At 48.7% G+C, this 19,407-nt stretch carries 23 protein-coding genes; 8 read left to right on the forward strand and 15 right to left on the reverse strand.

Features of this window, described 5'->3' with window-relative positions:
* Positions 1-33 precede the first annotated feature (33 nt).
* From CWB98_RS14685 to CWB98_RS14715, 7 genes are all read left to right on the forward strand, one after another.
* Complete coding sequence (locus tag CWB98_RS14685; protein ID WP_138545541.1) at positions 34-1,908, forward strand: methyl-accepting chemotaxis protein; 1,875 nt, start codon at positions 34-36, stop codon at positions 1,906-1,908.
* Between the two features lie 83 nt (positions 1,909-1,991).
* Complete coding sequence (locus CWB98_RS14690) at positions 1,992-2,585, forward strand: PilZ domain-containing protein (protein WP_138545542.1); 594 nt, start codon at positions 1,992-1,994, stop codon at positions 2,583-2,585.
* Positions 2,586-2,639: 54 nt separating this feature from the next.
* Positions 2,640-3,683: an agmatine deiminase family protein gene (locus CWB98_RS14695; protein WP_138545543.1), complete on the forward strand. Its 1,044-nt coding sequence runs from the start codon at positions 2,640-2,642 to the stop codon at positions 3,681-3,683.
* A gap of 5 nt (positions 3,684-3,688) precedes the next feature.
* Positions 3,689-4,579, forward strand: a complete 891-nt coding sequence (locus CWB98_RS14700; RefSeq protein WP_138545544.1) for a carbon-nitrogen hydrolase — start codon at positions 3,689-3,691, stop codon at positions 4,577-4,579.
* A gap of 116 nt (positions 4,580-4,695) precedes the next feature.
* The gene (mfd, locus tag CWB98_RS14705; protein WP_138545545.1) at positions 4,696-8,169 is read left to right on the forward strand and encodes a transcription-repair coupling factor; all 3,474 of its coding nucleotides are present in this window, start codon (positions 4,696-4,698) and stop codon (positions 8,167-8,169) included.
* On the forward strand, positions 8,166-9,011 hold the full coding sequence (locus tag CWB98_RS14710; RefSeq protein ID WP_138545546.1) for a CsiV family protein: 846 nt from the start codon (positions 8,166-8,168) through the stop codon (positions 9,009-9,011). Before mfd ends, CWB98_RS14710 begins: the two co-directional genes overlap by 4 nt.
* Positions 9,012-9,022: 11 nt before the next feature.
* Positions 9,023-9,271, forward strand: coding sequence for a hypothetical protein (locus CWB98_RS14715; RefSeq protein ID WP_054015058.1), 249 nt, complete (start codon positions 9,023-9,025; stop codon positions 9,269-9,271).
* A gap of 63 nt (positions 9,272-9,334) precedes the next feature.
* On the opposite strand, the gene CWB98_RS14720 is transcribed toward CWB98_RS14715, so the two are convergent.
* Positions 9,335-9,838 carry a GNAT family N-acetyltransferase gene (locus CWB98_RS14720; RefSeq protein ID WP_138545547.1) on the reverse strand — a complete coding sequence of 168 codons (504 nt, stop codon included), beginning with the start codon at positions 9,836-9,838 and terminating at the stop codon, positions 9,335-9,337.
* A gap of 100 nt (positions 9,839-9,938) precedes the next feature.
* Here CWB98_RS14720 and CWB98_RS14725 point away from each other — a divergent pair, with 100 nt between their 5' ends.
* Complete coding sequence (locus tag CWB98_RS14725; protein ID WP_054015048.1) at positions 9,939-10,142, forward strand: hypothetical protein; 204 nt, start codon at positions 9,939-9,941, stop codon at positions 10,140-10,142.
* Positions 10,143-10,205: 63 nt separating this feature from the next.
* Here CWB98_RS14725 and CWB98_RS14730 read toward each other — a convergent pair whose 3' ends face one another.
* From CWB98_RS14730 to bioB, 14 genes are all read right to left on the reverse strand, one after another.
* Positions 10,206-10,565, reverse strand: a complete 360-nt coding sequence (locus CWB98_RS14730; protein ID WP_138545548.1) for a hypothetical protein — start codon at positions 10,563-10,565, stop codon at positions 10,206-10,208.
* The gene (locus CWB98_RS14735) at positions 10,558-10,986 is read right to left on the reverse strand and encodes a hypothetical protein (RefSeq protein WP_138545549.1); all 429 of its coding nucleotides are present in this window, start codon (positions 10,984-10,986) and stop codon (positions 10,558-10,560) included. The genes CWB98_RS14730 and CWB98_RS14735 overlap by 8 nt, the downstream gene beginning before the upstream one ends.
* Before the next feature lie 38 nt (positions 10,987-11,024).
* The gene (locus CWB98_RS24610; RefSeq protein WP_283241208.1) at positions 11,025-11,153 is read right to left on the reverse strand and encodes a hypothetical protein; all 129 of its coding nucleotides are present in this window, start codon (positions 11,151-11,153) and stop codon (positions 11,025-11,027) included.
* The gene (locus CWB98_RS14740; RefSeq protein WP_138545550.1) at positions 11,150-11,611 is read right to left on the reverse strand and encodes a hypothetical protein; all 462 of its coding nucleotides are present in this window, start codon (positions 11,609-11,611) and stop codon (positions 11,150-11,152) included. The genes CWB98_RS24610 and CWB98_RS14740 overlap by 4 nt, the downstream gene beginning before the upstream one ends.
* Before the next feature lie 22 nt (positions 11,612-11,633).
* Entirely contained in the window at positions 11,634-12,038 is a 405-nt protein-coding gene (locus tag CWB98_RS14745) for a DUF3574 domain-containing protein (protein ID WP_138545551.1), read from the reverse strand.
* Positions 12,039-12,178: 140 nt separating this feature from the next.
* Entirely contained in the window at positions 12,179-12,523 is a 345-nt protein-coding gene (locus CWB98_RS14750; RefSeq protein WP_138545552.1) for a 2OG-Fe(II) oxygenase, read from the reverse strand.
* Positions 12,524-12,575: 52 nt separating this feature from the next.
* Positions 12,576-14,564 carry a methyl-accepting chemotaxis protein gene (locus CWB98_RS14755; protein ID WP_138545553.1) on the reverse strand — a complete coding sequence of 663 codons (1,989 nt, stop codon included), beginning with the start codon at positions 14,562-14,564 and terminating at the stop codon, positions 12,576-12,578.
* A 175-nt stretch (positions 14,565-14,739) separates the two neighbouring features.
* Complete coding sequence (locus CWB98_RS14760; protein WP_046004394.1) at positions 14,740-14,958, reverse strand: DUF7661 family protein; 219 nt, start codon at positions 14,956-14,958, stop codon at positions 14,740-14,742.
* A gap of 71 nt (positions 14,959-15,029) precedes the next feature.
* Positions 15,030-15,275 (reverse strand): Rho-binding antiterminator, encoded by a 246-nt coding sequence (locus CWB98_RS14765; RefSeq protein ID WP_138545554.1) that lies wholly within the window; start codon positions 15,273-15,275, stop codon positions 15,030-15,032.
* 4 nt (positions 15,276-15,279) lie between these two features.
* A complete protein-coding gene (locus CWB98_RS14770; RefSeq protein WP_138545555.1) occupies positions 15,280-15,705 on the reverse strand; it encodes a hypothetical protein in 426 nt (141 codons plus the stop codon).
* A gap of 5 nt (positions 15,706-15,710) precedes the next feature.
* Positions 15,711-16,406 (reverse strand): dethiobiotin synthase, encoded by a 696-nt coding sequence (gene bioD, locus CWB98_RS14775; protein WP_171045662.1) that lies wholly within the window; start codon positions 16,404-16,406, stop codon positions 15,711-15,713.
* A complete protein-coding gene (locus CWB98_RS14780) occupies positions 16,403-17,158 on the reverse strand; it encodes a methyltransferase domain-containing protein (RefSeq protein ID WP_138545557.1) in 756 nt (251 codons plus the stop codon). The genes bioD and CWB98_RS14780 overlap by 4 nt, the downstream gene beginning before the upstream one ends.
* On the reverse strand, positions 17,155-18,288 hold the full coding sequence (locus tag CWB98_RS14785; protein WP_138545558.1) for an aminotransferase class I/II-fold pyridoxal phosphate-dependent enzyme: 1,134 nt from the start codon (positions 18,286-18,288) through the stop codon (positions 17,155-17,157). Before CWB98_RS14785 ends, CWB98_RS14780 begins: the two co-directional genes overlap by 4 nt.
* Entirely contained in the window at positions 18,289-19,332 is a 1,044-nt protein-coding gene (bioB, locus tag CWB98_RS14790) for a biotin synthase BioB (protein WP_046004389.1), read from the reverse strand.
* Positions 19,333-19,407: the final 75 nt, after the last annotated feature.

A 19,407-nucleotide genomic window follows, 5' to 3' on the forward strand; every position in this document is an offset into this window, starting at 1 on the left:
ATTTACCTTTATAGAGGGAAGCAGTTAGGAGATATGCCTGTGAAGTTCAAATTTAAGGTAATTGCCGTTTCAGCCTCAGTGCTCTTTCTGGCCTTGTTACTACTATCACTCAAACAGTATTTTTTGCTGAAAGATAATTTACAACAACAAGTTAATGATAGTGTGGGAGAAATCATTCAGGGGATCAGCAATACGGTGACCTCACAAATGCAAGGTGCCATTGATTTGGCAGTTTTGACCACCGGCCTGGTAGAGCAAAGCGATACACTGCAAGATGCGCTGCCACTGATCTCACAGCCAAAGCTGAAAGAGACCTTTTTACTGATAGGCTATGGCGAAGACGCAACCGGCAACTATGTAGCCAGTGATCCGGGTTGGGATCCAGGCTCGACCTGGGATCCGCGGGTGCGACCCTGGTTTGCCGGCGCAAAACAAGCAAATCAGCTGATAGTTACAGCCCCATATGCAGATTCAGTCACCAAAGAAATTGTGGTGTCTGTGGGTACGCCAGTAAAAAAAGGGGGCCGCTTCCATGGCGCTATCTTTTTTGATGTCAGTCTGGCAAAGCTCGGTAACATGATCAATTCTTTCGAATTGTTCGATTCAGGTTTTGCCTTTATGGTCAGTAAAGATGGCACTATTATCTCTCACCCCACTACTGAGCTTAATGGCCAACAAGCTAGCGAGTTTTTGGGCCGTACCCAGGTATCACAAATGGTGCAGGAAGTTGAGATGAACAACCTCACCTATCTGGTCACCTTTAAAGATGTGGAAGGACTGGACTGGTATGTTGGTGTGGCGCTAGAGAAAGACAAAGTATTTAGTGCAGTTGATACCATGGCACAAGACGCCACTTTATTTTCAATTATCGCCGTGATAGCCGCGGTGGTCGTACTTTCTTTAGTCATAAACTTGCTACTAAAACCGCTTGAAGACATCAATGTCGCCATGGCGAATATCGCGCAAGGCCACGCAGATCTAACTGTGCGTTTAAAGGCCTCTAACGAGCCAGAATTCGCCTCATTGGCAGAGAATTTCAATCGCTTTACTTCTCGTCTGCAAAATCTGATTGCGGATATCCAGCAACTTGGTCATGAAGTCTTAGAAGATGCCCGTCAGACTTCAACAGGTGCAAACCAGGCAACCATGGCTATCGAAGAGCAGCTTAATGCGCTTAATACGCTGGCCACCGCAACAGGTAATATGTCAAATACAGAGCAGCAAGTAGCGGATACCGCTCAACAGGCTGCAGATGCCATACAGAACACCGACAACCTTGCCAGTAACGGTGAAACCATCGTCGCTGAGTCCACTGATGCCATCACCGAGCTGTCGGTGCAAATTAAACGTGCGGTTGACGTTGTGGCAGAGCTGGAAGTCTCTTCTTCAGGCATTGAACAGATCTTGTCTGTGATCAATGGCATTGCCGAACAAACCAACCTACTGGCACTTAACGCTGCCATTGAGGCCGCTCGTGCTGGCGAGTCGGGTCGCGGGTTTGCCGTTGTTGCCGATGAGGTCAGGACTCTGGCACAGCGCACTCAGGAAGCCACCACAGAAATTAAGGCCATGATCGATCAGCTACAAAGTGGTGCTCAAAGTGCGGTAGGTGTGATGAATCAGAGTCAGACCATAGTAGAGAAGTCGGTCAATAAAGCCAACGACACCCGTGAAGCCCTTGAGTCGATCCGCCAGTCTATAGCAAGCATTGTGGATTTAAACGTCAGTATTGCGGGTATGATCAGTGAACAAAAGCATGTAGTAGAGGAAGTGAATAATAACGCCTCGCAAATTCGCAATCTGTCAGACACCGTATTTGATGAAGCTAAGGCCGTTGATCACACCATGCAGTCTCAGGTAGAGAAAATTGCCAAGCAGGAAAATATGTTAGAACAATTCAGAGTCTGATTTGCCACAGCATAATACTAGCGAGTGCGCTCAAAACTCGCTAGTATATGGATATAAAGACAGTATCAGTATCATTTCGGCATATGCATAGCGACCTTAAAGAGACATTCGAGCAATATTTCCAGATTGCCGAATCAAACCAAATCAATTTGTACCCGGTAGATGCCAACATGGTACCAAAGAGCCAGGCACAGCTTGAAGCTGCCATTCCGCCTTTGTTCAGGCTGGCAAATGAAATCAATGAGCTAGATTTAAATGCGCTAAGGCCATTGCGTAACCTTGGCGATGTGGCCAGTGATCTCGCCGCCTATCTGCAGGCCCAGTCACGAAAAATCGACTTAATCATGAGCCATATCCTGGCCACGGAACAACCTGAAGACGAATTGCTGAGATGCGACAGTTACGGCGGAGGCGGCATTACGGCAACGCTTGAGCAGGACTATGACATTGGCCAAGACTTCAGGACCAAGGTATTTCTGCAACACGAAGCCAGCGCCATATTCTGTTATGCGCAGGCCATAGACAAAGAAACCCTAGACTCGGGCTTTCGCTATACCCTGGCTTTTACCCAGATCCGCGATAACGATCAGGAACTGCTGGTCCGAGCCAGTTTACACGCACAGACCCGGCAGCTAAAAAAGCGTCAGTCGCCTGACGAAAACGAACAAAATAGCTGACAGCCAAGCTGTCAGTGCTAAACTAGTCGTCTACTAATTTTGATTGATAACACCATGAGTTTTACACTTTTACCTGAGTGGGCGCCGCAAGATGCGGTGATGCTCACCTGGCCACATCAAGATACCGACTGGGCAGATATTTTACCCCAGGTTGAACCCGTTTATATCGCCTTATGTCAGCACATCTCTCAGGTAGAGAAAGTGGTTATTGTGGCGCACAGCAACGAGCTCAGAGCACACATTACTGAAGCGCTGATTGCAGCCGACGTCGACATGACGCAAATTGTGTTCGTGAATACACCCTGCAATGACACCTGGGCCCGCGATCATGGCCCACTCACCACACGTGACGCATCGGGTCAGCTGTCAGTGAAAGACTTCACCTTTAATGGCTGGGGCAATAAGTTTGCCGCCGAGCTGGATAATCAGATAAACGCGCAGCTTCACGCTCAAGTCGTCAACCCCGCGAACCACTACGAACGCATCGAGTTGGTACTTGAAGGCGGCGGTATTGAAATTGACGAAGCAGGTACTCTGTTAACCACCTCTGAGTGTTTGCTCAATCCAAACCGTAATCCGCACCTGAGCAAAACCGAACTTGAGCAGGAGCTAACTAACACACTGGGTGCAAAACAGTTCCTTTGGGTCGACCACGGGTTTTTGGCAGGTGACGATACCGACAGCCATATTGATACGCTGGTGCGCTTTGCCCCCAATGATACTTTGGTGTATGTCAGCTGTGATGACCCGCAGGATGAGCATTATGCGGCCCTGAGCGCCATGGAAAAACAACTTAAGTCGTTTCGTACCCCGCAAGGAAAACCTTACAACCTGGTTGCCCTGCCCTGGCCCAAAGCGGTCTTTAACGATGAGGGCGACCGTTTACCTGCCACCTATGCAAATTATCTGATCATCAATGATACCGTTTTAATGCCATTGTACGGCGATGACAAAGATGCCCAAGCACTGACTCAATTGCAAAGCGCTCACCCGGAACGTACCGTGATTGGCATTGACTGCCTGCCTATTATTCATCAGTTTGGCAGCCTGCACTGCATTACGATGCAACTACCCGCCGGACTTTTAAAACAGGACTAATTTTAATGAGCAACAACACGTTAAAAGTCGCACTGGTTCAGCATAGCAACAGTGCAGATATACAAAACAACCTGGACAAGTCCATTGCGGGGATCCGCGATGCGGCGGCCCAGGGCGCTAAACTTGTGGTATTGCAAGAGCTTCATCGCAGCCTGTATTTTTGCCAGACCGAAGACACCAATTTGTTTGACCTGGCAGAAACCATTCCAGGCCCAAGTACAGACCTATTTTGCCAGCTAGCCAAAGAGCTGAACCTGGTGATCGTTGCCTCGCTTTTCGAAAAACGCGCGACCGGCCTGTATCACAACACGGCGGTCGTGTTTGAAGCCGACGGCAGCATTGCAGGTAAATATCGTAAAATGCACATTCCTGACGACCCGGGCTTTTATGAAAAGTTCTACTTTACACCGGGCGACATGGGCTTTACCCCAATTCAAACCTCAGTCGGTAAACTGGGTGTGCTGGTATGTTGGGATCAATGGTTCCCGGAAGGCGCACGCTTGATGGCGATGGCCGGTGCTGACATGTTGATCTACCCCACCGCCATTGGCTGGGATCCGCGCGATGATAAGGACGAGCAAGTTCGTCAACGCGACGCCTGGATGATCGCACAGCGCGCTCACGCCGTATCTAATGGCCTGCCAGTATTGAGTGTCAACCGTGTCGGTCACGAAACCGACCCCAGCGCCCAAAGCGAAGGGATCCAGTTCTGGGGTAACTCCTTTGTCGCCGGGCCTCAGGGTGAACTACTGGCACACGCCAATGAGACAGAAGAGCAGCTATTAGTCGTTGAGCTGGACCAGAGCCGTAGCGAGTCGGTACGACGCATCTGGCCGTACCTGAGAGATCGTCGCATTGACCACTATCAGGATCTTTGCAAAATCTATCGGGACTAAACCATCCCATCAAACGGCCTAGACACTCTGTCAGGCCGTTCTGTTTTATCATCGCGAAAACGCGGTGAACAGAACGCAGTGTAATAAAAACAACGTGCAGTAACAGGAGTATATGAATGGCAACAGCGCAGTGGAACCAACTTCCCTGGGTCAAATCACAAAAGGATAAAATCCATTGGGGCCAGCTGGTCGGTAGCAGCATGTCCATTGCCATCAGTGAAGGCGTAAGACAACATGATGCATTAGTTGTGGTCGTAACCCCTGACACACCAAGCGCGCTGCGCCTGGAAACTGAGCTGGGTTACTTGCTGGGCGAAGACAAAGTCCATGTTTTTCCCGACTGGGAGACCTTACCTTACGATCACTTTTCGCCGCACCAGGACATTATTTCACAGCGTCTTGCCAGCCTGAACTCTTTACGCCATCAACATCAGGGCGTCTTGTTGCTGCCCGTGTCGACCTTAATGTTGCGCACCGCACCGCCAGAGTTTATTTACGGCAATGCCTTACAGTTTCAAGTTGGCGACTCGCTGGATGCACAAAAGCTGAAAGAAACGTTGGCACAGGCGGGGTATCGTAACGTACAACAGGTGATGGAACATGGTGAATTTGCCGTGCGCGGTTCTATCATAGACTTGTTCCCGATGGGCAGTACCACGCCATTCAGACTCGACTTTTTTGATGATGAGCTCGACAGCATCCGGCTGTTTGATATTGAAACCCAACGCTCCAGTGAGCAGATCAAGTCAATAGACCTGCTACCGGCCCATGAATTCCCCACTAATGACGAAGACATAGAGCGTTTTCGGATTGCGTATCGGGAGACCTTTGGCGCAAGCAGCGAACAGGACTCCATTTATATGCAGGTTACCCGGGGCAACTGGCCGGCGGGTATCGAATATTATTTGCCGTTGTTTTATGAGCAAGTTGCGACGATTTTTGACTATCTGCCCGAGCAAGCAGTGTTTATGCATCAGGGTGATATTGAGCAAGCCGCCTCGGAGTTCTGGCTGGATGTTAACAAACGCTATGAAAGCCGTCGGGTTGACCCACTACGCCCTCTGCTGGATCCGGCGCGCCTGTATCAAAATGTCGAAACCTTGTTTGAAGGCTTTGCACGTTACCCCAGAATTCGCCTGAGTGAAGCAAGCTTAGGCACTAAGGCGGGTCATACTAACCTCGGTGCCAGTTTAGTGACCGATGTCCGTGTTGATCATAAACAGAGCGACCCATACAAGCCACTGCTGGATTACATTACCACTCAGAAGAAGAACAAAGGCCGTGTGCTGTTCAGTGTTGAGTCGGATGGTCGTCGTGAATCCCTGATGACCTTGCTCAAACCAAGCGGTCTTAAGCTCAAAGAATTCGACAGCTTTAGTGACTTTGTCGCTGCACGCAACGATGTGGGCCTGATCGTCAGCCCCCTTGAGCGTTCAGTATTGCTTGATGGTACCAAACCACTGAGCATACTGACGGAACAAGAGCTGCTGGGTATTAAGGTGTCGCAGCGCCGCCGTCGCAAGCATAAATACGATCAGGGTCAGGATGCCCTCATTCGCAACCTGGCCGAACTTAAAGAAGGCCAGCCAATTGTGCACCTGGACCATGGTGTTGGGCGTTACCTTGGCCTGCAAACGATTGACGCCGCTGGTGTTGCCACTGAGTTTGTAACCATCATCTATGCCAACGACGCCAAGTTATATGTACCTGTATCGGCGCTGCATATGCTAAGCCGCTATTCTGGTGGTGAAGAAGCCTCGGCGCCGCTGCATAAGCTCGGCTCTGATGTATGGGAAAAAGCCAAGCGCCGCGCGGCCGAAAAAGTCCGTGATGTTGCCGCTGAGCTGCTGGACATTTACGCTAAGCGCCAGAGCAAGCCCGGTCATTTGTTTAAGCTCGATGGTCAGGCCTATCGGGAATTCAGTGATACCTTCCCGTTTGAAGAAACCGACGACCAACGCAACGCCATTGATGCCGTACTGGGTGATATGCAAACCCCGCTGGCAATGGACCGGCTGGTCTGTGGTGACGTTGGCTTCGGTAAAACCGAGGTGGCAATGCGCGCCGCGTTTGTGGCCATTAACGACAACAAACAAGTGGCCGTGCTGGTGCCGACCACCTTGCTGGCCCAACAGCACTACGAAAACTTCCGTGACCGCTTTGCGTCTTTGCCTATCGAGGTAGGCGTATTATCTCGCTTTAACAGCACCAAAGAGCAAAAAGATACCCTGGATAAACTCGAAAATGGCCAACTCGATATTGTCATTGGTACGCACAAGCTGCTGCAGCAGAGCATCAAGTATAAAGACTTAGGGCTACTGATCGTCGACGAAGAGCACCGCTTCGGGGTCAGACAAAAAGAGAAAATCAAGCAACTGCGCGCGGATGTAGATATACTCACGCTCACCGCAACACCTATTCCCAGAACCCTGAATATGGCCATGAGCGGCATGCGCGACCTGTCTATCATTGCCACGCCACCAGCAAAACGCCTGGCGGTTAAAACCTTTGTGCAGGAGCGCAATGATGAGGTTATTCGCGAAGCGGTTCTGCGGGAAATTAAACGCGGTGGTCAGGTGTACTTCCTGCACAACAATGTAGAGACCATAGATAAAACCGCGGCTGACATTGCCGCATTAGTGCCCGAAGCCAGCATTGCCATCGCGCACGGCCAGATGCGTGAAAAAGAGCTTGAGCAACTGATGAGTGACTTTTATCACCAGAAACACAATGTGCTGGTGTGTACCACCATCATAGAAACCGGCATTGATATCCCGTCTGCCAACACCATCATCATGGACCGCGCAGACAAGCTGGGCCTGGCGCAGATGCACCAACTGCGTGGTCGGGTTGGCCGTAGCCACCACCAGGCGTATGCCTACCTGCTAACCCGCAACAGCCAGACACTGACCAAAGATGCGGTGAAACGCCTGCAGGCCATTGAGTCGCTCGAAGATCTTGGTGCCGGCTTTGCTCTGGCCACCCATGACTTAGAGATCCGGGGCGCGGGTGAACTACTGGGTGACGAACAAAGTGGTCAGATCCAGACTGTGGGCTTTACCCTGTATATGGAAATGCTGGAACAGGCCGTTCAGGCACTTAAAGAGGGCAAAGAGCCGACGCTCGAGAACCTGTTGCAACAGCAAAGCGATGTGGACCTGAAGATCCCCGCCCTGCTGCCTGATGACTATATCCATGACGTCAATATGCGCCTGAGCATGTACAAGCGCATTGCCAGCGCCAATGATGAAGAGTCACTGGACGAGCTAAAGGTTGAGCTGATCGACCGCTTTGGCCTGTTGCCGGATGCAGCGAAAAACCTCTTTAGTATCCAACTTTTGAAATCAAAAGCGGCTAAACTTGGGATCACCAAAGTAGAAGCCAACCAAAAAGGCGGCTACTTTGAATTCAGTGCCAGTACCACGGTTAACCCGACATTCATCATTGCTCTGATACAAAGCAACCCGGCTGTGTACCGCATGGAAGGTGCCAGTAAGTTACGCTTTAATATCGAAGAGAAAAATGGTCAGGAACGCTTAAAACTGGTAAATGCAATGATAGACGACTTTCAGAAAAAGGCGGTGGCATGATAAGGACAGCCCTTTCACTGACGATACTAAGCACAGCGCTGCTGGCCTCTGTGCCGGCCAGTGCAAAACGCTGGTATGAAGTTGAGCTGATCGCCTTTGCCCAGCAAAAAAACGATCAGCTGAATGAAGACTTTACGATTGAAAACCCTGAGCTGGATTTAAACCGGACACTGGACTTGCTGACAAAGGGCTATAACAGCGCAGGTCAGCAGGCTTGTCTGAATGGTGACAGTCGTTTTGACCCTCGCACGGTAACCAGTCGCTTTGTTCAGCAGGATACCTCCTGGCACTGTGCCGACGGCATAAATTATATGGAAAAATATCAGCAGCTGCCGTTGACGCCCTATGCCGAGCCACAGGAGCATAAACAAAGCATCTACTTGTTAAGCGAAGAGCAACTTAAATTCGACAGCGTACTCAATCAGCTAAAAAAGAAAGGACTTGAACCCATTCTGCACACCGGCTGGCGCTTTCCCGACCAAAGTAAAAAGCGTGCGCCGAACATACTCGTCTATGGCGGACAAAAGTTCGAGCAGCCCGCCAGCTATGTGGCTCGCTTAGATACGCCCGATGATGGCTTTATCAGCCTGCTGGGTGAGCCCAAAGAGCGTGCACTAAGGGAGCAAGATCCTGCGCTATGGCAACTACAGGGCTGGATGAAAATCCATATACGGCATTACTTATACGTCACCAGTAACTTTGACTATCATTATAAAAGTGATGAAGGCGATTTAGAAAGCGCCAGAATGTCTCAGTTTACCCGGGTATACAGCGGTGACATCCATTATTTAGATCATCCCAAAATGGGGATTATCTTCCAAATCAGAAAATACAGACACTGACGGAAACTACTATGAAAAAAATTTTAATCCTGACTGCGCTCCTCGGCCTGGCCGCCTGCTCTAAAGTAAGCATGGAAAACTACGACAAAATCGAAGTGGGTATGGACAAAACTGAACTAGAACAACTCTTGGGCTCAGCAGATCAGTGCGAAGAAAAAACCCTGCACACTAACTGCACCTGGGGCAACGACAGCAAACATATTAAAGTGACGCTGGTGTCGGATAAGGTCACGCTGTATAGCAAAAAAGGGCTTGAATAAGCGTTACGCTTAATTTAATACGCATTTGAGATACCCGGCTGAATAGCCGGGTATTTTTTATAGCTACACAGGCAATTGGCTCGTGTGCAGCTCAAAAACGCATAGTCGCCCGCAACTGATTTGCTTAAAACCGCACCCCAGCAATAAACGCTGACAGCCGGTGTTCTCCTGTGAAACCTTGCCAATAACCCGGGAAACCTCGCAATCGGGAGCCAGTTGTTCCAGCGTATTTAAAGCCGCGCTGAGTGCCTCAGAGGCCAGACCCAAGCGCCAAAACAGCGGAGCGAGCTCAATTCCCAGATGAATGTGTTTTGTATTGACGTCGTAATCGTACAACCCGAGCGTACCAATGAATTTACCGTTGTATTCTATCGCAAAGCGCCCGCCTCGCCCTTCGTAGAATTCTTCAAGATCAGCCTGCAACATCGCCCTGACTTCTGGCTGGGTTAGCTTATCGCCATAGTCATTGTACTGGCTTACCAAGGGGTCGTTTAGCAGCGCCACCAGCGCCGGTACATCACGATAGTTCACCAGCCTTAGCAGCAATCTCGGGGTTTTAATTTGCATCGGGTTCCGTCATCCAAAAGCTTTCAATAAAGCCCTCTCTTTTTCGCTAAATTAGTATAAACTATCGGGCCTTAAGTAACAGCCGTCAGGAGTCGTTAATATGAGCGAAGAGTATATTGTCATTCCCCCCACCACCAAAGTATGGTGCCCGGAAAAAGGCGAAGGCTGGACACTGACCGGGATCACCGGTATTGAAGAAAACACCTCAGTAATGTTCAGTGGCGTCCGCTACACCATCCCGGCAAAGACCATTGTCGAAGAACTGCTGCCAAATTATCAGGCAAGAGAGAAAGAGCAAGGGTGAGTTCATCAGCTCACCCGCACAATATTAACTAAGAAAGATACGCCGCAACCATACCGAATATCTTCATTCTGTATAACTGGTAATTCTCATTAATCTGATTTCCGTACCTTCGTATACAACGCGACGATTTTCCTTCAGTATGTCCAGGCAGAAAGTGGCTGTGATGTGATTTTCGCCCGATAAAATGCGCGCATAAAGCCCAGTAGGTAACGCCTCCGGGCTTGGCCCTTCTCCCGCTTCTTCAACACCATATATATTGCCATCCGCTGTATCCGATATCCTTAAACTCGGAGGGTGTCCGTTCCAAACCGATAATGTACCAGAAACATTTTTACAGGGTTTTGCTTCTACCGATGTAGATTGACAGAGCGCACACATAAGTGCCAGAAGGTAGAATTTTTTACGCATTAATGTGCTAGGCATAAAATCGCACTTTGATTTTCCTGAAGAACCATATGCAAAGGTAGCTAAACAGAAACACGACCGCGCTATAGGCCGCTGCAAGATAAGGCGTTAACAAGTAGCCGACCACATTTCTGCCACCATCAGCGATAAACATTTTACTGGCTCTTGATTCCGCTTCAGTCCAGGTCGCTTTTTCACTTGGGCTGATAAACCTATCTCCATCTCTGTCTAGCTGTGCAACGACCAAATCCAGCTGATAATTTAGGTTATACAAAGGCACAACAATAACGAGGTACATCAGTACAACACTGAGCACATACTTAGTCAAAATCGGCAAAGGTTTTCGACTGAAGCCTTTAAAGAAGAGCATGACCATCGGCAATACTAAAAAAAACAGATAGCCAATCATTCTCAATAAAACAGCAGTTTCTACACTCATGCTAATCATAATAGGTCTACAGCTAATGCCCTTATTAGTTAGCTATTTTCATCGACGATTTGAGACATACCGTCAGCCATAATTTCTTGCTCAAACTCATGCCTATCGCGCTCTTTGCAAGATAACTCTACCAGGTTCACAGTAGAGATTCCGAGCTTGACGATCATCTTTTGTATTTCCCTTGGCATATAAATGTGATTGCCTCTTGAGATATTGCAGTAGTTACGCTTTGCAAATAGGCATCATCTTCATTTGAAGGGAGCCTGAGAACAACCGCAGCGCCAGGGTTTATACAGCACCCTATATACTTATCAGCATATTCGTAGTTAAAATAAACAAGCTGATACCCTAACACACGCGTTTCTTTTTCAGGAAAGTGGAAATTAAGATAGTCAAATCTTTCCTGTGGCTCTGGTGAGAAAACGCCCGATTTAACCATCTGGTTAACAACCTCTCGCCCCTTTACCAAACTTTCCTCAAGATACGTTGGCTCTATTGTTAAAGAAGCCTCGATACTGATTTCTCTTTGGCTGTATGACTGAGCTGACCAGAGGGCACAACTAATAAGCAACGTAAGCTTCATCAGAGCAACAAAGCGCTTCAAGCAAGATCGCAAATATTTCATTCCTTTTCACTCATATCTTGGACTATTGCCCGTTCGTAGCGCTTTTATAATCTGGCCCGATAAAATCCCACTCAGCAACCGGTACTTTTACCAGCATTACCGAGTCCTGGCCAAATCGACGGGCATATAAAGATGCCAACACCTTGGCCTTTTCAACACCCTGCTCGTCCACTATCACGGTCACCACTTTCGAGCGCTCTGGTTTGCCTTTATAGTAACCTACCGAATCGACAACATTAAAACCATCAAACGTCTTCACGATTTCATCGTTTTGAAACGCTTGCCATTGCTCTAACGACACGCCTCCGCCACCTGGCAATGACAGGCCAAAGAACAGCCTGAGCCGATAGACTTCATCTGCATAGACGTAGGAAGTACTGAGCAACAGAGTAAGTAATATCAAACGATTTACGAATTTTACGACCATGCATTTTCCTTATTGAATGCGAGAAAATTAAATTGATGACCAACATCCTTTAAAGCTGAGTCATTAGTTGTTCTTTGCTTTGCACGACTTAGATTTACTTGAGGAACAAAGAGCTGGCTGGCCAAACAATATGGTCACTATTATTCTTTCACCCAACCAACACTTAACACATAGCGGCTGCCTTGCGTAACTTTAGTCACGGCATGGGCTTCTATGTCGGGCCGGAACAGTTTAACCCTTGTCCAGTTTACAAGGGTATTTTGGCAGATAAACTCTCCACCTTGTTTAGCGTGTTTGAGGATAATATTGAGCCGGTAGTGTTTGCCAGAGTCGACCTGATCCACATGCTGTTTAATTTCACTGCCCGCCGGGAAATGGATCAGGTAACAGTCGAATTTAATGGGCCAGATTGCGCCGCATAACAGCATTTTATCGTAGCCCGAGTCTTGCCTTCCCGCTTCCCAGCGCCATAACTTATTCAACATACCTGCACTCTCTAAACGCCTGCGCAGAGATCGTCTTGTTGAAACTGCGCCTTTAGTCAATTTTAAAATTGTCCATCGTGCGTTGCAGTGTATCACTGTTTAGTTTCATGTCATCAAAGAGTTTTTTCAGTGCCTGAGAGGTTTTAAGTTCTTCATTTGCCGCATCTAATACCGCAGTGGTATTACTGGAGATATCCTGTGCAACCACAGACTGCTGCTGCGCCGCCGTGGCCACTGAAGTAGTCAGTTGCTCTACGTGATTACTGTGATCGCTCACCTGCATAGAAACCTGGCGAGTTTGTTCTACTTCACTCATAATACTACTCGCCAGGCCGGTATTTTCCTTAATGGCATTGACCACATTGCGACTGATGTCATTCAGATTGCTGAGTAATGTAGAGATCTGCTCTGACGACCCCTTACTGTTGTTTGCAAGCCCTCTGACTTCATCGGCAACGACCGCAAAACCCCGGCCATGTTCCCCCGCTCTGGCCGCTTCAATGGCTGCATTCAGGGCAAGCAAGTTGGTTTGATCAGCTACGCTGCGAATAGAGTCCAGTATGGTGTTAATCTCCTCCACCTGCTGCTCCATATTAAGTGCCATTTCGTTTACCTGCTCCATGTTTTGCGATAGCACATTCATGGCATCCAGATTGCGCTGATTATCTTCCAGCAACTTTTTAGATTCGTCGTTAAGCTGATCACTGGCTGTCAGCGTATCTGAGGCCGCTTTGGCGATGTCTTCGCTGGTTGCGGCCATTTGCTCTATCGCCGCGGCAATATTGGTTGCCAGGCTCTGCGTGCGCTGAGCATCTTCCGTGACATGACTGGCCGCTTTTTCCATCTGATTACCAAGCTTAGTACCTACATTAATAGACTTAGATAACCCAACCAGCAGATCTTTAAAGGCATACACCGTATTGTGAATGGATTCCGATATTTTGCCCAGTTCATCACTGGTTTTTAATCTTACATCTAAAGTGAGATCGCCGTTATTCGCCACTTTGGTCAATATGCTGGTCAACTCGTTCAGCTCGTCTCGCAACGACGTAAACAAATGCGTGTTGATCACTATGATGATGAGCATAAAGATCAGAAATAATACAAACAGCCAGATCATTTGATTGACCAGATCCGCTTTATACGCCTCGCTGATTTCTCGTGTATGTGCCCACTGGCTGTCGAGTAACGCTTTTACATCCTGAATTTGCCCTGTTGCCTGGGCAAACCACTGGCTGCTATCGGGCAATCGCGAAAAATCGACGTTATCGGCCGTCGAAACCGTCGTGATAACGCTATCCAGTGTTTGTGCACGGCTGTCAGACATGATCCGTTTATACGTATTCAGCACGTCGCCAGACAGCGCAGTCTCAAGCTGCTCTTTCAGAAGCGATAGCTGTAGCTGGTAATAAGCGAGATCCCGCGCCACAGCTTCATTGACTGATTTTCTTGCCAGCACGCCATTCACTTTCCCCCGCAACTGACCTTTTCGCTCCTTGCTCTGTGCCATTAAGAAAGCAATGGATAAATTCGAAGATAACTCGCGGTTAGTTACATAGGCCTGCATGCGCATCGCAGTACTTAACGCAAGCTGATTTACATGGCTGTAATAATTGAACGCATTCTTACCTTGTTGCTGATCCACCTCGCGGCGTAGTGCATCTTTTTCTCGCAGTAAGGTGAACAAATTTGGTAGCCACTTTTGCACCTTGTTATCTTCTTTAAATGCACCGCGATATAAGTCTTCCAGTGCAGCAACCGAGGCATCGGCTTTTATCCGCTGTGCGGCAACGGCCTGGCGGGTTTGTCCATTCGGGTTACCCAAAAAGCCCGCCGTTAAGCCCCGCTCCACAGCATGATGATGTGCCACTTTTTCCATCGCATCCAGTAACCCTATGTAGGCAATGTCTTTTTTGGTGGCTTCAATATCTTGCCAATATTGGTAAACCACTTTGCTAAGTAAGATCAGAATGAAAATAAGTAAGGCGGTAGAGCTGATAATGGATAATTGAATAATGGAAAAGCGCTTAAGCAGATTCATGATTTCTCCGGTGATCACTTAATGACGCCAATCTGGTACACCATGACTGGCCATCCTTATTGATACTAAAGATAGTCAAAAATCTGCAAAATCAACAATAACTGTACTGCGACATTAGTTGGGTGGCCTTAGCGTGGCAGGCACAGGAGCGGCAGGCTTTTGCCTCAGTGATCTCCTAATCAACCTGCGTGACTCTGGGGTAACGTTCACAAGACAGTTCATGATAAATATCATCCAGATACTTCGCCAGCTCCCCGTCATCAAGCTCAGGCGGGATCACCACATCGTACACGCGTGCTCGGATCCCTGTATCTGAGTCAATAAACAACTGCCATTGTGCTCCAATACGGCTCACAGACATGCGCTTGCCAAATACGTTAAATCTGAGTGTCATGCATGCTCCTTAAAACAATAATGGGTACGCTCAGACACAGTTTTCATTAATTTAAGGAGAAAGTCGATGGGTTAATTAAATTGTTTTTCATAAAAATGAGGGTTGGCCACGGTCACTGTCAGCTTAGTAATGTGCGTGAACAGAACTTGCCTGGTTGTGCCTGAAACAGTCAGTTGAATACATTCGTCCCTGTTCATATCACGACATAGATCAGCGGCAATGCCCGAGACTTGCTCACCATTTCGCAGACTCAGTGTCACCGGATAGCGAAACAAACAGACAATTTCAAAGTAGTCATAATCACTGCAACTGATCATACGCTTACTCTCCTGCTCCAAGTGTGCCCATGACTATCTGGTGCACTGAGTGCTGTCTGAACAAGTTTGACGCCGTAATGACATCTTCAACTGACGCGTCTGGTGATATGTAAAACCAAACACTTTCCGTAGGGCTTTCGATGCGCAACTTATCTACTAGTTTACCAAGCTCGCGGATCTCATTCAGAGGGTAACTGACCTTCTCATACATAAAGTATAGATGGCCACTCGCCAGCAATTTTACTTTAATCGCTCTGTCGTGGGCACAACCATAGTCGCAATGGTTGATTGGTTTTCCTTTGATAACAGAAAGCGCCTGAGTTGACGGCTGTCGCGGAGTAACGAACAGCAATAGCAGAAATGCCAAACTCAGGCCCGTATAGCTCAGTACAGACAATACTGAGTTATCACTAGGGTGCTGACAACGCACTCGGGTCACGCTTTGGCGCTGTGCTGAAGACCCAGTAAATCAAGCAATGCACTGTGGATCTGTAGTTTGGCTGTGCCTTCGCTGTATGGTGCGACAGCAAGCAATGGTGCTTTTAACCGCTGTTTTAAGGTCTCCAGATTGGCGTCGTATTCCTGCATCTCGGGGTCTACCTGATTGGCCACCCAACCAACACAGTTTAGCCCTGCGGCGGCTATTGCCTGCTCGGTCAAAAATGCATGGTTCAGACAGCCCAGCTTCATACCCACCACCAGGATCACGGGCAATTCTTCTTGCTTTATCCAGTCATACAAAAACTGAGTATCGTTGATCGGCAATGCCCAGCCACCGGCGCCTTCCACCAGCGTATACTCAGCACCTAAGCTGCTTAGCTCCTGATACCTTTCACTTAAGGCTTCACAGCTAATAGTCACACCTGCGCGCTGGGCAGCGATATGTGGTGCAATGGGCGGTTCAAAGCAAAACGGATTGATCTGCTCGTATTTACCGTGCACTGACGCCGCTTCCATCAGGCTTAGTGCATCTTCATTAACCAGCTGGCCAAAGGCTTCCTCGGCACCTGCCGCTAATGGTTTAAAGCCCACCGCTTTTTTCCCCCGCTGGGCCAATAGTTTTAGCAGCAAAGAAGAGACATGGGTCTTGCCCACTTCGGTGTCTGTGCCAGTGATAAAAAATGCACTCATAATTTAGTCAGCTCCATAAACGCAACCTGATAACTTAACTGGGCACGGCCATTGGTAAGTGGATATCCTGCCAGTAATTTACGATATTGTGTCTTGCCCAGCAAGCCACGGCGCTGGCCTTCATGTTGCAACTGGTTAGCACCGATGGCTTTCACAGATTTAAAAGCTGCCTGTGCAGTTGCAAAGGTTTCTTTAAGGCACATCAGCTGGGCATCATCTAGTGCAAACCCAGCTTCTTCGCTATAGGTAAGCAAACTGTCGAAGGGTGTAAACCGATTAATATGACAGTGCGCATCTACATTCTGCCAGGCCTGCTGTATTTCGCACAGCGAGCCGTCGGCAACAACACTCAGATAGGCTTTACCGCCGGGTTTTAATATTCGATTCAGCGCCTTAAACAATGCCGGATGATCCTGACTCCATTGCATAGCAAAGTTGCTGAAAATGGCATCTACACAGTTATCTGCCAGCGGTAAATTGTCCATATCCGCGCAGACTTTATAAGCATCCTGAGGCCCCTGCTCTAACATACCTGAACTGAGGTCCAGCGCCACCAGCTGAGCGCAGCGTGCACTTAGCGCGTCATAGTGCTGCATAGGACCGGCGCCCAGGTCTAACAAGGTTGTACTGGGTTGGGTGATTTTCCTGAGCAGGATCTCCGCGGCTTGTTGCTGGACATTGGCATGCTGTACATAAACCTGAGACGCGCGAGAAAAACGTGAAGCGACCAGCGCTTTAACAGACGCACTCATATCGCCTCCTTAAGTGCATTGAGTAACGCATTTATATCTTGTGTTGTATGCGCAGCAGTCAGCGTCACACGCAGCCGGGCAGCGTTTTGTGGCACCGTGGGTGGGCGAATGGCAGTGAGCCAAATGCCCCGCTCTTTGAGCTGCTGTTGTGCCGCCAGTGCGTTTTCTGCTGAGCCCAGCACAATAGGCTGAATGGCTGTATCTGAGGGCATCACAGCAATGCCTAATTGCGCAGCGGTTTGCGTAAAATAGGCAATGTTATTTTTTAATGCCGTTCTTTGTGGCACTGCACCGCGTAACTGAGCAAACTGGCTGCTTGCTATGCCGGTCAGCATGGGCGACAACGCAGTGGAATAAATATATTCGCGGCTAAACTGTAATAAATACTGCTGAACCCGTTCACTGCATAACACCGCAGCCCCCTGACAGGCCATGGCTTTGCCAAAGGTGATCACCAAAAGCTCTGGTTTTACGCCACGTTCAATACTGCCCAGCCCGTTGTCGCCTACCACGCCCAGCGCGTGGGCGTCATCGACCATCAGCCAGGCGTTATGGGTTTTTGCAAGCTGTGCAATATCAGCTAAAGGCGCACAGTCCCCGTCCATCGAGAACACGCCCTCCGTCACAATCAGTTTATGTTTTGCTTTGGATTTTTCTAGCCGGGCACGCAAATGCCCCACATCGTTGTGGTTGAATCGGGTGAGTTTGGCCTGGCTGTGCAACGCACCGTCGAGCAAGCTGGCATGGTTGAGTTTATCCTGAAACAGCTCTGACTCGCGCCCAACCGCCGGGTCGTTAAATAGAGCCTGAAGCACACTGGTATTAGCCGCAAAGCCACTTGCGAACAGCAATGCTTTGTCATAACCAAAGGCTTCACACAGCTGCGATTCAAACGCCGCATGCACTGACTGAAATCCGGTCACCAGTGCGGAACTACGACTGCCTGGTTGACCTGTCAGGTTCAGTGTTTGGTCGGCCAGTGCCAGATAATCGTTACTGGCGAAGTTGAGGTAACGCTTACCATCCACTTCTATTTCACGGGCAGAGACCTTATCAAAGCACTGACGATGACGCAGCAAAGATGCCGCAGCTCTGGTATTCAGAGCCGCATCGATGAACTCAAAGGCCATTTAGTTGGCTTCGTAGAACAGTTCAGAAGTGGCTTTGTCTGCAATGGCAGAATTCAGAGACGCTTCATAAGCTTCGTCTGAGTAATCCTGACGCTTCTCCGGTTGCATACCCAGTTTTCTCAGCAGGTTCATGTCTGCATCGGCTTCCGGGTTTTCCGTTGTAAGTAGCTTATCACCGTAGAAAATCGAGTTTGCACCGGCAAAGAAGCACATCGACTGCATCTGCTCGTTCATGGCAGTACGGCCCGCAGACAAGCGCACATAGCTGTACGGCATCATAATACGTGCGACAGCAATGGTGCGAATAAACTCAAAGTGGTCCAGATCTTCTACGTCTTCAAGTGGTGTGCCCGCGACTTTCACCAGCATGTTAATTGGCACACTCTCAGGTTGTTTTGGCAAGTTAGCCAGCTGCATCAGCAGACCATAGCGGTCAGAAGCTTGCTCACCCATACCAACAATACCACCGGAACAGACTTTCATACCCGCATCACGCACATGATCAAGTGTATCCAGACGATCCTGATAAGTCCGCGTGGTGATGATCTGCTCATAGTACTCAGGCGATGTATCCAGGTTGTGGTTGTAGTAATCTAAGCCCGCTTCTCTGAGTGCATGGGCTTTATCATTATCAAGCTTGCCCAGCGTCATACAAGTCTCCAGGCCCAGCTCTCTGACTTCGCGCACCATTTTCTCGATATAAGGCATGTCGCGATCTTTCGGATCAGACCAGGCTGCACCCATACAAAAACGCGTTGCGCCTTTTTCTTTGGCCACCTTGGCCTGTGCTACCACTTTTTCTACTTCCATCAGACGTTCACGCTCCAGGTCGGTTTTATAATGACCCGACTGAGGGCAGTATTTGCAGTCTTCCGGACACGCACCGGTTTTTATCGATAAGAGTGTAGAGATCTGTACTTCATTGGGATTAAAGTTTTTTCTGTGGATGCTCGCAGCATGAAACAACAGATCATTGAATGGCATTTCAAATAGTGCTTTAACTTCTTTATGCGTCCAATCGTGACGTACTGTGCCCAATTCCATAATTATTCTCTTCTTTTGACTGACATTTTTTAGTCAGTTGTTATGACGGTGATTGGCTTAGTCTACTTCTTGCTT

Source organism: Pseudoalteromonas rubra, assembly GCF_005887115.1.
GTDB classification, from domain to species: domain Bacteria; phylum Pseudomonadota; class Gammaproteobacteria; order Enterobacterales; family Alteromonadaceae; genus Pseudoalteromonas; species Pseudoalteromonas rubra_F.